Source organism: Variovorax sp. RCC_210, from assembly GCF_041355175.1.
Lineage (GTDB): Bacteria > Pseudomonadota > Gammaproteobacteria > Burkholderiales > Burkholderiaceae_C > Variovorax.
In genome coordinates this window covers 34,137-47,853 of sequence record NZ_JBFUPJ010000025.1, presented here as the reverse complement: position 1 = coordinate 47,853, position 13,717 = coordinate 34,137, and the positions used below count along the sequence as shown (strand labels likewise).

The 13,717-nt window shown below is 70.6% G+C and carries 10 protein-coding genes; 4 read left to right on the top strand and 6 right to left on the bottom strand.

Annotated features, from left to right (window positions below):
- Positions 1-41 precede the first annotated feature (41 nt).
- The 4 genes from fhuE (at position 42) to AB6807_RS38065 (ending at position 4,945) form a co-directional block, all read left to right on the top strand.
- Positions 42-2,537: a ferric-rhodotorulic acid/ferric-coprogen receptor FhuE gene (gene fhuE, locus AB6807_RS38080; protein ID WP_371088637.1), complete on the top strand. Its 2,496-nt coding sequence runs from the start codon at positions 42-44 to the stop codon at positions 2,535-2,537.
- A 115-nt stretch (positions 2,538-2,652) separates the two neighbouring features.
- Positions 2,653-2,955, top strand: a complete 303-nt coding sequence (locus AB6807_RS38075) for a hypothetical protein (RefSeq protein WP_371088636.1) — start codon at positions 2,653-2,655, stop codon at positions 2,953-2,955.
- Entirely contained in the window at positions 2,955-4,565 is a 1,611-nt protein-coding gene (locus AB6807_RS38070) for a PepSY-associated TM helix domain-containing protein (protein WP_371088635.1), read from the top strand. The genes AB6807_RS38075 and AB6807_RS38070 overlap by 1 nt, the downstream gene beginning before the upstream one ends.
- On the top strand, positions 4,562-4,945 hold the full coding sequence (locus AB6807_RS38065) for a DUF3325 domain-containing protein (RefSeq protein WP_371088634.1): 384 nt from the start codon (positions 4,562-4,564) through the stop codon (positions 4,943-4,945). Before AB6807_RS38070 ends, AB6807_RS38065 begins: the two co-directional genes overlap by 4 nt.
- Positions 4,946-4,963: 18 nt before the next feature.
- Here the strand turns inward: AB6807_RS38065 and AB6807_RS38060 are convergent, their stop codons facing one another.
- The 6 genes from AB6807_RS38060 to yccS form a co-directional block, all read right to left on the bottom strand.
- Positions 4,964-8,095: an efflux RND transporter permease subunit gene (locus AB6807_RS38060; RefSeq protein ID WP_371088633.1), complete on the bottom strand. Its 3,132-nt coding sequence runs from the start codon at positions 8,093-8,095 to the stop codon at positions 4,964-4,966.
- A 7-nt stretch (positions 8,096-8,102) separates the two neighbouring features.
- A complete protein-coding gene (locus tag AB6807_RS38055) occupies positions 8,103-9,260 on the bottom strand; it encodes an efflux RND transporter periplasmic adaptor subunit (RefSeq protein ID WP_371088632.1) in 1,158 nt (385 codons plus the stop codon).
- A gap of 188 nt (positions 9,261-9,448) precedes the next feature.
- Positions 9,449-9,988, bottom strand: coding sequence for an Rrf2 family transcriptional regulator (locus tag AB6807_RS38050; protein WP_116909219.1), 540 nt, complete (start codon positions 9,986-9,988; stop codon positions 9,449-9,451).
- 21 nt (positions 9,989-10,009) lie between these two features.
- Positions 10,010-10,708, bottom strand: coding sequence for a Bax inhibitor-1/YccA family protein (locus AB6807_RS38045; protein WP_116909218.1), 699 nt, complete (start codon positions 10,706-10,708; stop codon positions 10,010-10,012).
- Positions 10,709-10,884: 176 nt separating this feature from the next.
- Positions 10,885-11,307 (bottom strand): hypothetical protein, encoded by a 423-nt coding sequence (locus AB6807_RS38040; protein ID WP_371088631.1) that lies wholly within the window; start codon positions 11,305-11,307, stop codon positions 10,885-10,887.
- Between the two features lie 89 nt (positions 11,308-11,396).
- Positions 11,397-13,643, bottom strand: a complete 2,247-nt coding sequence (yccS, locus tag AB6807_RS38035) for a YccS family putative transporter (RefSeq protein WP_371088630.1) — start codon at positions 13,641-13,643, stop codon at positions 11,397-11,399.
- Positions 13,644-13,717 lie beyond the last annotated feature (74 nt).

Genomic DNA, 13,717 nt, shown 5'->3' with positions numbered 1-13,717 from the left:
GTGAAGACCTCACCCTTGCCCAACCGAAAGGCCCGTTTCCAATGTCCGCATCCCGTCCGACCGCCTTGCGCCCGCCCGCAGAGCGCCGCCTGAACACCGCCCTTCGCCATGCCTTGATGGTGCTCGCCCTGGGCGGTGCGGTCGGCATGGCCGGCACCGCGCTGCCTGCCTTCGCCGCTGACGCGGTGTCGCTGGACGCCCCCACCGCCAAGGCCTACGACATTCCCGCCGGCCCGCTGGGCCGCACGCTCGCGAGCTTCGCCGTCGGCAGCGGCATCGCGCTGTCGTTCGACCCCGCGCTGACGCAAGGGCGCAGCAGCCCGGCCGTCTCGGGCCGCTACACGGCGCGCGAAGTCGTCGAGCGCCTGCTCGCCGGCAGCGGCCTGCAGGTGGTGGCGCGCACCGACGGCAACTACACGCTGAGCCGGCGCGAGCCCGGCGCGCAAGCAGGTGCTCAAGCCGGCACGCCACCCGGCGTCGACACGCTGCTGCCCGTCACCGTGGTGGCCGATGCCGACCGCAGCGGCACCACCGAGGGCACCGGCTCGTACACCACGCCCGCCACGGCGGCGGCCACCGGGTTGTCGCTGTCGCTGCGCGACACGCCGCAGTCGGTCACCGTGCTCACGCGCCAGCAGATCGACGACCAGAACCTGCTGTCGCTCGGCCAGGCCATGAAGAGCGTGCCCGGCGTGTTCGCCGTGAGCTCCGACAGCGACCGCACCGACCTGTATTCGCGCGGCTTCTACGTGGACAACTACCAGTACGACGGCGTGCCCACCACGGTGACCACCGACTTCTTCGGCGCCTCCAACAACGATCCGGTGCTGTACGACCGCATCGAGGTGGTGCGCGGCTCCACCGGGCTGATGACCGGCGCGGGCAACCCCTCGGCCTCGGTCAACCTGGTGCGCAAGCACGCCGACAGCAAGGTGTTCGCGGGCAGCGCCTCGCTGGCGCTGGGCTCGTGGAACCTGCGCCGCGCCACCGTCGACCTGCAGGCCCCGCTGAGCGAAGACGGCCGCGTGCGCGCGCGCGTCATCGGCATGACGGAGGACAAGGACTCCTTCATCGACATGTACCACGGCCGCAGGCACGTGCTGTACGGCGTGGTCGACGCCGACCTCACGCCCGACACCACGCTGAGCGTGGGCATCGACTCGCAGGCCAACCGGCCCACCTCGTCGACCTGGGGCGGCCTGCCGCTGACCTTCAGCGACGGCACCCCCACGCGCTGGGACAGTTCCAAGACCATCGGCACGCCCTGGACGCATTGGGACACGACCACCACCACGGGCTTTGCCAACCTCACGCAGCGCTTCGACAACGGTTGGAAGCTCAAGGTCAACGCCTCGCACCGCGAGAGCAAGCAGAACGCCAAGCTGTTGTACCTGTACGGCGACCTCGACCGGCTCACCGGCACCGGGCTGGGCTCGCTGCCCGGCTACTTCGAGCACGCCTTCCGCCAGAACAGCCTCGACCTGCAGGCCACCGGCCCCTTCGAGCTGCTGGGCCGCAAGCACGAGCTGGTGGTGGGCATGACCAACAGCCAGTCGCGCTACGCGGAGGCCAACCACCCGCGCACCAGCGCGCTGCCTTCCACGGGCAACTTCTACGAATGGAACGGCGCGTACCCCGAGCCGACCTGGGGCGCGCTGAACGTCTCGGCCGTCACCAAGACGCGGCAGGCCGGCTACTACGGCGCGGCGCGGCTGTCGCTGGCCGACTCGCTCAAGCTCATCGTGGGCGGCCGGCAGAACAGCTGGCGCTCCAACCGCCAGACCGCCGACGACAGCGCCACGCGCCGCCACGACGTGTTCACGCCCTACGCCGGGCTGGTGTACGACCTGAGCGAGAGCTACTCGGTGTACGCGAGCTACACCGACATCTTCCAGCCGCAGAACTACCGCGACGCCAGCGGCAACTACCTCGACCCCGTCACCGGCAAGAGCTACGAGGTGGGCGTGAAGGGCGAGCACCTGGGCGGCAAGCTCAACACCTCGGTGGCGCTGTACCGCGCCGAGCAGGAGAACGTGGCGCAGCGCGACGGCACGCGGCTGGTGCCCAACTCCACCGACGGCGCCTACCACGGCGCGCGCGGCGTGGTCAGCAAGGGCATCGAGCTGCAGGCCTCGGGCGAGTTGGCGCCCGGCTGGCAACTGAGCGCGGGCATCTCGCGCACCCTGGGGCGCGACGGCGACGGCGTGCGCATCAACCCCACCATGCCGACCACGCAGGCCACGCTGTTCACCACCTACCGCCTGCCGGGCAGCTGGCAGCGGCTCACCGTGGGCGGCGGCGTCAACTGGCAGAACCGCATGTACTCGCCGTACACCGTGGGCGACGTCGACCTGCGCTACCAGCAGGGCTCCTTCGCCGTCGTGAGCCTGATGGCGCGCTACGCGTTCTCGCCGAAGCTGTCCCTGCAGCTGAACATCGAAAACCTCTTCAACAAGAAGTACTACAGCAACATCGACGGCCAGGCCTTCTTCGGCACGCCGCGCAACGCGGTGGCCACGCTGAGCTACAAGTTCTGACAAAAAAGGCGGTCGCAACGGGCGGTTTATGGCGCCCGGCCTGACCCTTTTTGCGATCTCGTTTGTCATGCAGGGAAGGGGGCGCGTTTTCTTGCGCCCCATTTTTTTGCGCACGATGAACTCCTCCTCCTTGTCCCCGGGCCTGCTTCGCCTGTCCCGCATCGCGGCCGCCGTGCTTGGCGGCTATGCGCTGGCCGCGTCTGTGGCCGTTTTTCTTGCGGCCGTGCTGCCGGCCGGCCGCGCCGAGGCGGTGGTCGGGGGCATGCAATGGAGCTTCGTGGCCTACGCTGCGGCGGTGATCTGGGCGTTCTCGCCCGTGCCGCTGCTGCGCGTGTGGCTGGGGTTGCTGCTGCCGGCCCTGGTGCTCGGCGGCCTCGGCTGGGCACTGGGCGGGGCACTGGGCGGGATGGGCGCCTGATGGCGACCAGGACGGAGGGCGGCTTTCGCCAGGCGCAGGCCTGGCTGCACACCTGGTGCGGCCTGTGGTTTTCGTGGCTGCTGTTCGCGGTGTTCCTCACCGGCACGCTGGCGGTGTTCGACGAGCCGATCACGCACTGGATGACGCCCGAGCACCATGCCGAGGAAGCCGCCGCGCAATCTGCGTCGGCGAACGCGCCCACCGCCGACCGCGCGCAGCGCCTGGCCTGGGGCATGGCCTACATGGCCGAGCACCATCCCACCGCGCGCATGTGGGAGCTGTGGCCCTCCGACGCGAAGGGCGGCGGCGAGCTCAAGGTGTACTGGTTCGACGCCGACAACCAGTACGCGTCGGCGGAGCTCGATCCGGCCGACGGCCGGCCGGTGGCGCAGAAGCCCGGCCAGGCAGCGCGCGCCACGCTGGGCGGCCACCACTTCGTCGACTTTCACTACGAGCTGCACGCCGGCACCGTCGGCCTGTGGATCGTGGGCATCGCCGCGATGGCGATGCTGGTGGCGCTGGTGTCGGGCGTGATCACGCACAAGCGCATCTTCAAGGACTTCTTCACCTTCCGGCCGAAGAAGGGCCAGCGCAGCTGGCTCGATGCGCACAACGCGGTGGCGGTGCTGACGCTGCCTTTCCAATTCATGATCGCCTACACCGGCCTCGTCATCTCGGGCACCACCTTCATGCCCGCCGGCAAGTTGCTGCACTACGGCGCGGGCAACGCGGCGCAGGCGCGGTTCGCGTCGGAACTGGGCGATGGCGGCAAGCCCGAGCGCACCGGCCGCGCCATGCCCATGCCCGCGCTCGCGCTCGAGGCCTTCGCCGCGCGCGGCCAGCAGCTGATGGGCCAGCCGGTGCGCGCCGTGGTCATCGACCACCCGGGCGACGCGGGCGCGCGCATGGGCGTCTACGGCTGGAACGGGGAGGACGAGGCGCTGCGCCGCCTCAGCGCCACCACCGGCATGGCCATGTTCTCGGCCGCCACCCGCGAGGTGCAGCGCGTGCGCCTGCCGGGCGAGGCCGATGGCGGCAGCGTGCTGCTCGCGCAGTCGGCCATGGGCGGGCTGCACATGGTGAGCTTCGGCGGCTGGGGCATGAAGTGGCTGTACTTCTTGTGCGGGCTCGCGGGCACCGCCATGATGGGCAGCGGCGCGGTGCTGTTCATGGTGAAGCGGCGGCACAGGCACCTGGGCGAATTCGGCGGCGAGACCGCGCGGGTCTATCGGCTGGTGGAGGCGCTGAACGTCGCGGCCATCGCCGGACTGGCCCTGGCCTGCGTCGGCTACCTGTGGGCCAACCGGCTGTTGCCGGTGGGGCTGGCGCATCGTGCCGACCGCGAACTGCAGGTGTTCTTCGCGCTGTGGGCGGTGGCGTTGCTGCACGCCTTCGTTCGCCAGCCCGCGCGGGCCTGGCGCGAGCAACTCGCGGCGCTGGCTGCGCTGTGCCTGCTGCTGCCGGCGCTCAACCTGCTGACCACGGGCGACCACCTGCTGGCGCAGTGGCTGCGCGGCGACTGGGAAAGCGCCGGCGTGGAAATGGGCGCGGTGGCCTTCGGGCTCGCCGCCATCGGTGGGTGGCGCCATCTGCGAAAGGCTGCGACATGACGACGGCGCATGCATCGTTGATCGCCCTGGCGCTGGCGCTCGCGGGCATGGCCTGCCTCAGCTTCGCCATGGACCGGCACCACGAACAACTGACGAACCAGCGCGATGTGCCGGTGCGCGCGCGGTGGCTGCTGCGCGTGGCCGGCGTCGCGCTGCTGGCCGCCGCCATCGCGCGCTGCGTGGCGGCATGGGGCGCGAGCGTGGGCGTTGTCGCGTGGCTTGGCTTTCTGTCGGCCGGCGCGTTGTCGGTCGCGCTGCTGCTGGCGTACCGGCCGCGTGGCTTGGCGGGGCTTGCCGTCTGCGCTTCTGTCGCGGGCCTGAGCGGGATCGCGCTGACGCTCGGTGGGCTCGCGCTGGCATTCAACGGGGCTCCGCGCTGAGCGCAAGGCCCCGCGCCGTCAGGCGTCGAGCTGCCGCGCCGCCGGCGGTTGCCGGCCCCACCGGCCCGCCATCCGCTTCACCCCCAGGTAGAACAGCGGCACGAAGAATATCCCCAGCGCCGTCGCCGCCAGCACCCCGCCGAACACGCCGGTGCCGATGGCCATCTGGCTGGCCGAGCCCGCCCCCGTGGCCAGCGCCAGCGGCACCACGCCGGCCAGGAAGGCGAGCGAGGTCATCAGGATGGGTCGCAGCCGCAGGCGCGCGCCTTCGGCCACCGCCTCGAGCAGCGGCACGCCGCGGCGCAGCGCGGCCTCGGCGAACTCGATGATCAGGATCGCGTTCTTCGCCGACAGGCCGATGGTCGCGAGCAGGCCGACCTGGAAGTAGATGTCGTTCGACAGCCCGCGCAGCGACGCCGCAATCACCGCGCCCAGCACGCCCAGCGGAATCACCAGCATCACCGAGAACGGCACCGACCAGCTCTCGTACAGCGCAGCCAGGCACAGGAACACCACCAGGATCGACAGCGCGAACAGCAGCGGCGCCTGCCCGCCCGACAGGCGCTCCTGGTAAGACAGCCCGCTCCACGCTTGGCCGGTGCCGGCCTGCTTCTTCGCGATGGCCTCGACCGACGCCATCGCCGTGCCCGAGCTGGTGCCCTGCGCGGCCGCGCCCTGGATCTGCACCGCCGGCAGGCCGTTGTAGCGCTCGAGCTGCGAAGCGCCCTGCGCCCAGCGCGTGGTCGCGAAAGCCGAGAACGGCGTCATCGCGCCGGTGCTGCCGCGCACCGACCACTGCCCCATGTCCTCGGGCGCCGAGCGGTAGGGCGCGTCGGCCTGCACGTACACGCGCTTCACGCGGCCGCGGTCGATGAAGTCGTTCACGTAGCTGCCGCCCCAGGCGATGCCCAGCGTGGTGTTCACGTCGTCCAGCGACAGCCGCAGCGCGGAGGCCTTGACCTGGTCGATGTCCACCTGCAGCTGCGGCGTGTCGGCAATCGCGTTGGCGCGCACGGACTGCAGGCGCTTGTCCCTGGCGGCGTCGCGCACCAGCGCCTGGCGCGCCTGCACCAGCCGCTCGGGCCCCATGCCGGAGGTGTCCTGCAGCCAGAACTCGAAGCCGTTGGACTGGCCCAGCCCCTCGATGGGCGGTGGCACCATGCCGTAGACCTCGGCGTCGCGCTGCTGCCTGGACAACGCCTTGCTTGCGCGCTCGACGATGGCGTGCGCGCTCTGGCCCGCGCCCTTGCGCTCGGACCAGTCCTTCAGCGAGACGAAGGCCATGCCCGTGTGCTGCCCCGAGCCGGCGTAGCTCCAGCCCGAGAGCGTGAAGATGGTGTCGGTGGTGTCGCGCTCGGTTTGCAGAAAGTGCTTTTCCACGGCCAGGTTCACCGCGTCGGTGCGGCCCTGCGTGGCGCCGGCCGGCAGCGTGACCTGCACCATCACGCTGCCCTGGTCTTCCTCGGGCAGGAAGCCGCCGGGCAGCCCGAGGTAGAGCAGGCCCATGCCCGCGACGATGGCGGCGTAGAGCGCGGTGAAGCGCAGCGGCTTGCGCAGCATGCGCCCCAGCAAGCTCACGTAGCGGCCCTGCGCGGCGTCGAAGCGGCGGTTGAAGGCGCCCAGCAGCCCGCGCGTGCGCGGCGGCACGCCCGGCTTCAGGAAGCGCGCGCACAGCGCCGGAATGAGCACGATGGCCACCACCACCGACAGCGCCATCGACGCGATGATGGTCACCGAGAACTGCCGGTAGATCACGCCCACCGAGCCGCCGAAGAAAGTCATCGGCAGGAACACCGCCGACACCACCACCGCGATGCCGACCAGCGCGCCGGTAATTTCCTGCATCGACTTGACCGTCGCTTCCCTGGGCCCCAGGCCTTCCTCGTGCATCACGCGCTCGACGTTCTCCACCACCACGATGGCGTCGTCCACCAGCAGCCCGATGGCCAGCACCATGGCGAACAGCGTGAGCACGTTGATCGAATAGCCGAAGGCCGCCAGCACGCCGAAGGTGCCCAGCAGCACCACGGGCACCGTGAGCGCCGGGATCACGGTCGCGCGCCAGTTCTGCAGAAAGAGAAACATCACGACCACCACCAGCGCGATGGCCTCCAGCAGCGTCTTGACGACCGAGCGGATGGAGATCTTCACGAAGCGCGTGGTGTCTTCCGCGTAGGCCACGCGCAGGCCGGCCGGCAGCGAAGGTTCCATCTCGGCGATGCGCGCCTTCACCGCGTTGGCGGTGGTCAGCGCATTGGCGCCCGGCGCCAGCATGATCGCCGCGCCCGCCGCGGGGTGGCCGTTCAGCCGCGTGCTCTCGGCGTAAGACTCGCTGCCCATTTCCACGCGCGCCACGTCGCCCAGGCGCACCACGGCGCCGTCGGCCTGCGTCTTCAGCACGATGTCGCGGAACTGCGCGGGCGTCTGCAGCCGCGACATCGCGGTGACGGTGGCGTTGAGCTGCTGCGTCGCGGACGAGGGCCGCGCGCCGATTTCTCCGACCGACACCTGCGCGTTCTGCGCGGTGACGGCGGCGCTGACGTCCGAGGGCATCAACTGGTAGCCGGCCAGGCGGTGCGGGTCGAGCCAGATGCGCATGGCATACGCCGCGCCGAAGGCCTGCACCGAGCCCACGCCGTCGACCCGGCTCACCGGGTCGCGCAGGTTGCTGGCCATCCAGTCGGCCACGTCGGTGTCGGTGCGGCGGTCGGTCTGGTCGTACAGCGCCACGATCAGCAGGAAGTTGTTCTGCGACTTGGCCACCGTCACGCCCTGCTGCTGCACCGCCTGCGGCAGCCGGCTCGCGGCCTGCGCGACCTTGTTCTGCACCTGCACCTGGGCCGTGTCGGGGTCCACGCCCTGGCGGAAGGTGACGCTGATCTCGGCATAGCCCGCCGAGCTGCTGGTCGACTTGAAGTACATCAGCCCGTCGATGCCCTTGAGCTGCTGCTCCAGCAGCTGCGTGACGCTGGTTTCCACCGCCTGCGCCGAGGCGCCCGGGTAGTTGGCGGAAACGACGACGGTGGGCGGCGCGATGTCCGGGTACTGCGACACCGGCAGCGTGCGAATGGCCACGCCGCCGGCCAGCATGATGAGGATGGCGATGACCCAGGCGAAGACGGGCCGCTGGATGAAGAAGTTGGCGATCACTGGAGTCTCAGTCTGCGGATGCGTTTGGCGTGGGGGTGGGTACCGGTGTGGGCGTGGGCACCAGCACCGGCTTGACCTTCTCGCCCGGCTGCGCGCGCTGCAGGCCGTCGACCACGAGCCGGTCGCCTTCGCGCAGGCCGCGCGTCACGACCCACTGGTCGCCCGCTACGCTGCGCGCCTCGAGCGCGCGCAGCTCGACCTTGTCGCCCGCGCCCACCACCAGCGCGGTCGGCTCGCCTTTCTCGTTGCGCGCCACGCCGCGCTGCGGCGCCAGCACGGCCTGGCGTTCCACGCCGGCCTCGACCTGCGCGCGCACGTACATGCCGGGCAGCAGCAGGCCCTGCGGGTTGGGAAACTCCGCGCGCAGGGTGACCGAGCCGGTCGCCGCGTCCACGCCCACCTCGGTGAACTTCAGCGTGCCCGCGTGCGGGTAGGGCAGGCCGTCTTCCAGCCGCAGGCCGACGCGCGTGCTCGCGGGTGCCATGTCGCCCGCGAGCACGCGGCGCTTGAGCCGCGTGAGCTCCAGGCTGGACTGCACCACGTCGACGTAGATCGGGTCGATGCGCTGGATGGTCGCCAGCGCCACGGCCTGGCCCGGCGCCACCAGCGCGCCTTCGGTCACGCTGGAGCGGCCGATGCGCCCTGCGATGGGCGCGACGATGCGCGTGAACCCGAGGTTGATGCGTGACGCCTTCACCGCCGCCTGCGCCGCCTTCACGCCGGCCTCGGCCTGCACCAGCGCGGCTTGCGCCTCTTCGTGTTCCTGGTGGCTCACGGCATTGGCCTTCACCAGTTCGCCGAAGCGCCCGGCCTTGCCGCGCAGGCTGGCGATGCCGGCCTGCGCGGTGGCGAGCGCGGCCTGTGCCTGCTCGTGCGCGGCTTCGAACGGGCCGGGCTCGATCTCGTACAGCACCTGGCCCGCGCGCACCGTGCTGCCTTCCTCGAACAGGCGCTTGCGCACGATACCGTTCACCTGCGGGCGCACCTCCGACACGCGGAACGCGGCGGTGCGGCCGGAAAGCTCGGTGTGCACCGGCACGTCGCTCGCGTGCAGCGCGACCACGCCGACTTCGGGCGGTGCGGTATCGGCGTCCGGGGCTTGCCTGGTGTTGCAGGCGGCGAGCGCGAGGAGGGCGACGGGAAGGAGCAGGAGCTTGGGGGTCATGGCCATCTGGAGGCGAGGGGCCGCGAGAACGCGGCAACAGAAAAAAGCGGCAACGGAAAAAGCCCATGCAGACACGGGCCGGTCACCACGTCGATACGTGGCGATCGGCCCGGCCGCATGGGCTGGCATGGAAACGCAATCGGGCGCGTGGCCGTCGTCGCTGGAACGACGGCGCAGCGCCGGCGAACCTAGCTGGCGCCTTGCTGGTGGCGCCGCCCCAGTGCGAACACCGAGTTCGGCGCGTCGACGATGAAGGGTTTGCGTGCCGGCGCGCCGGGTGCGGCGCGGCGCGGCTCGGGCCGGGTGGCGGCCTGCACGCCCTTGGCCTTCTGCTCGTCGACCAGGCTTTGCAGCGTGATCGATTTCAGGAACTCGACCGCGCGCAGGTTCACGGTGGCCCACAGGTCGTCGATCTGGCAGCGGCCGGTGTCGCCCGGCTCGGCGGCATCGCGCCGGCGGGCGTCGGTGTCGTGCTCTTCGATGGACAGCACGATGTCGGCCACCGAAATGTCCGTGGCCTTGCGGCTGAGCGAGTAGCCGCCGCCCGGGCCGCGGGTCGACTCGACCAGGTCGGCGCGGCGCAGCTTGCCGAACAAGAGTTCCAGATAAGACAGCGACACGCGCTGGCGCAGGCTGATCGAGGCCAGCGTGACGGGGCCCGAACGGCCGTGCAGTGCGATGTCGATCATCGCGGTGACCGCGAAGCGGCCCTTGGTGGTGAGGCGCATGGAAATATTCCTTTGTGGGGATTACTCGTCGCGGCCGCCGGCGATGCCCAGCAGGGCCAGCAGCGACTGGAACACGTTGTAGATGCTGAGGTACACGCCCAGCGTGGCGGAGATGTAGTTCGTTTCCAGGCCGTCCTTCACGCGCTTCAGGTCGTGCAGGATGAAGGCCGAGAAGATGCCGATGGCCGCGACCGACAGCGTCATCATCAGCGCGCTCGACTGGATGAAGAAGTTGGCAATGCCGGCCACCAGCAGCAGGATGGCGCCGATGAACAGCCACTTGCCCATGGCCGACAGGTCGCGCTTGATGACCGACGACAGCGTGGCCATGCCGAAGAAGATCGCGCCGGTGCCGGCAAAGGCCGTCATCACCAGGCTGGCGCCGTTGGCCAGGCCGAGCACGGTGCCCACCAGGCGCGACAGCATCAGGCCCATGAAGAAGGTGAAGGCCAGCAGCACCGGAACGCCGGCGGCCGATTCCTTGGTTTTCTCGATGGCGTACATGAAGCCGAAGGCGCCGCCGAGGAAGACCATCAGGCCGATGCCGGGCGACATGGCGCGCGAGAAGCCGGTCGAGACGCCGATCCAGGCGCCCAGCACGGTGGGCACCATCGACAGCGCGAGCAGCCAGTAGGTGTTGCGCAGCACGCGGTTGCGTTCCTGCACCGAGGCGATGGGCGCCTCGAAAGCGGGGTTGAAGGCGGTAGGGCTGTTGTTCATTGTGATGATTCCTTGAAGGTGGACCGGCGCCGGCTGGACGGAATGACGCGTTCAGATGGCAGTCGGCCCGAAATGGGGGATGTCGTCGTGTGGATGCGGGTGCGGCCGGATGGCCGGCAGGGCCCGGATCGGGGGCGGGAGCCGTGGCGGCTCCCGGTCGCGAAGGCTTCTAGGGCCTAGGCGACGAAGGAAGCGGCCCGGGGTGGGCGCTTGGGCCGCGCGAGGAACGGCGCGACGGTGGTGGTCAGGCCCAGCTTGGGCGGCTGTTCGGTGAAGCGCAGCAGCGCGGGCGCGCCGTTGCGTGCGTCGACCAGCTCGGCATGTTCGGAGCCGGCTTCGTCGACGGAAAGGGAATCGTCCGATGCGGCGTCGGCATCGGGGTTGCCGGTGTCGAGCTTGGCGTGCGTGCTGCTGTCGGATGCGTCCGCCAGCGCGACGCTGCCTGCGAGCATTTTGGTAGCCTGGTTTGAGGTCGGCGCGGTAGACGCCGTCTGCTCGACCTGCGCATGCCCGCCACCGAGCATGCTGTGCGCGAGCACGGCAAAGCCGTAGCAGGACAGCATGAAGGCAAGGACAGTGGCGGTAAACCAGCGGGACATAAGGGTTAATTTTACCCGGCGCGCAACCGGATTTCCGTCGCGCGCGAATTCAACCTTTTTTCAATCGACCGATTTGCAGGAATGTTCGCTCAGGCCGGCGCGGTCGGGGTGTCGCTGCCTGGAGGCTGCAGCCACTCGCTCGCGTGGGTGCGCAAGGCGTCGATCTGCAGCCATATCAGACCGAGTTCGGTGTGAAAAGTTCGCGCCTGCGGGTCGCTGCCCGCGCCGTCGGCAATGGCCTGCACGAGCGCGGCGCGTGCGCTGACTTCGCCCGCCGCATCCGCCGGCGCGGCCACTTCGCCTTGTTCCAGGCCCGCCGCCAGTGCTTCCAGCGCCGCGATCGCGCCTTCGGCCGCCGTGCGCAGCACCGCCATCTGCGCCGAGTCGGGCAATGCCGCGCGGTGGGCGCCCAGCGCCGAGAGATAGCTCAGCAGCGTGTGCGACCGGATGAGAAAGCGCAGCGCCACCCCCGCGCGCGGCCGCACATAGCCGGGCTCGCGGAACATGTCCGACACCGCGGTGGACAGCGCCGCGTCCGCGTTGTGGTCGTTGCGCCGGGCCAGCCGGTAGTCGAGGTGGTCGCGCGCGCCGCTGCGGTACTGCGCGACGATCTGACGCAGGTAGCCCGCATGGCCGCGCAGCGCGGCGGCCGCCAGCTCGTTGATGCGCCGCGCCTGCCAGTGCGGCAGCACCAGCAGCACGGCCAGCCCGGCGATCACGCTGCCGATGGCGGTGTCGACCAGCCGCGGCACCAGCAGCACGCCGCTGTCGCCCACCTGGTTGAAGCACATCAGCACCAGCAGCGTCATCGAGGCGGTGGCCAGCAGGTAGCGCGTGGTGCGGGTGGCGAAGAACACCACGCCGGCGGCCACCGCGATCACCGACTGCACCAGCGGCTGCGGAAACAGCTGCAGCAGCGCCCAGCCCGCCACCACGCCCAGGGCCGTGCCGGTGATGCGCTGCCCCATGCGCGCGATGGTGTCGCCATAGCTCTGCTGGCACACGAACAGCGTGGTCAGCAGGATCCAGTAGCCCTGCGCCGGGTGAATGAGCTGCATCACCCCGTAGCCGACCACCAGCGCGATCGACAGCCGCAGCGCATGGCGAAACAGCGGCGAGCGCGGCGTGAGCTGCCGCCGCACGCGCTCCACCGCGTCGCGCCACGAACGCGGCGAGCGGTCGAACAGGCCCATCTCCGTGCGGCCGGCGCGCGCCGACGGCTGGCTGGCGCCCACCAGCTGCCCGTCGAGCAGCGCAAGGTTGCGCGCCAGCGCCTCGACCGACGCCAGCAGCGCGAAGCGCTCGGGCGCGCCCGCCTGTGTCTGTGTTTGTGCATGCGCCGCCTGGCCGCGTTCATGCTCGATGGCGCTGCGCAGGTCGGCCAGCGCCTGCACGGTCTCTGTGCCGCTGTCGAAGGGCTCGCGCCGCGCGATCGAGTCGGCCAGCCGCTGGCACGCCAGCCCCTGCAGGCCCAGCACGCGCTGGCAGCGGTAGAGCAGGTCGCTGTGGAAGAAGGCGTCGGCCAGCGCGTTGTAGTCGTCGTGCGACGAGCTGGCGCGCTCGTGCACGTCCTGCGCGATCAGGTACAGCCCGCGGTAGCGCGACAGCCGCCCGGTCGGCGCGCGCGCGCCGATGCGCCGGAAGATGCTTTCCTTGGCCGCGTTCAGCTCCGTGACCACCTCGGCGTTGAGCTGCGCGAGCGCGAGCCGTTTGCGCTCGATGTCGATGCCCCGCAGCGGCTCGAACAGCGAGGCCTTGAAGCGCACGAAGTTGCCCAGCACCGTGAACAGCGACACCAGCCGCGCCTGCACCGGCTGCGCCGGAAACACGGCGCACCACAGCACCGAGAACACGCCGTACCAGGCGGCGCCCGCCAGCAGCAGCAGGGGCTCGCGCCCGCGCACCGCGCTGTCGCCGTGCGCCACCATGCTTTCGGTGCCCAGCGTGGCGTACATCGCGAGGATGAGCGTGGCGTACGCAATGGCCTTGTAGCGCGCCTCCACCGCGCCCAGCATCGTGAGCGCGAAGGCCGCGAGCGCCAACCCGGTGATGAACACCACCGGCAGCCCGAAGGCGGCCTCCACCGCGAACGCGATGGCGCCGAAGCAGGCCAGCGTGACCAGCTGCGCGCGCAGCCGGCCGCGCCAGCTGTCGTCGGTTTCGGCCAGCGCGCTGGCGATGGCGCCCAGGAACAGCGGGATCACCGCGTCGGGATGGCCGGTGGCGCCGCACAGCGCCATGAGGCTGCCGAGCGTGAGAAGAATGCGCACGGGTTGCGCGCGTGAAGCGAAGGACCGCAGCCGCTGGCGCAGCGCGTCGGGAGACAGGGGAGGCATGGCGCGATCTTGCACGATGCATGCCACGGCCGCCTGACCCGCGGCGCGCGATCTGCGACCCGCGACCCGCGGCG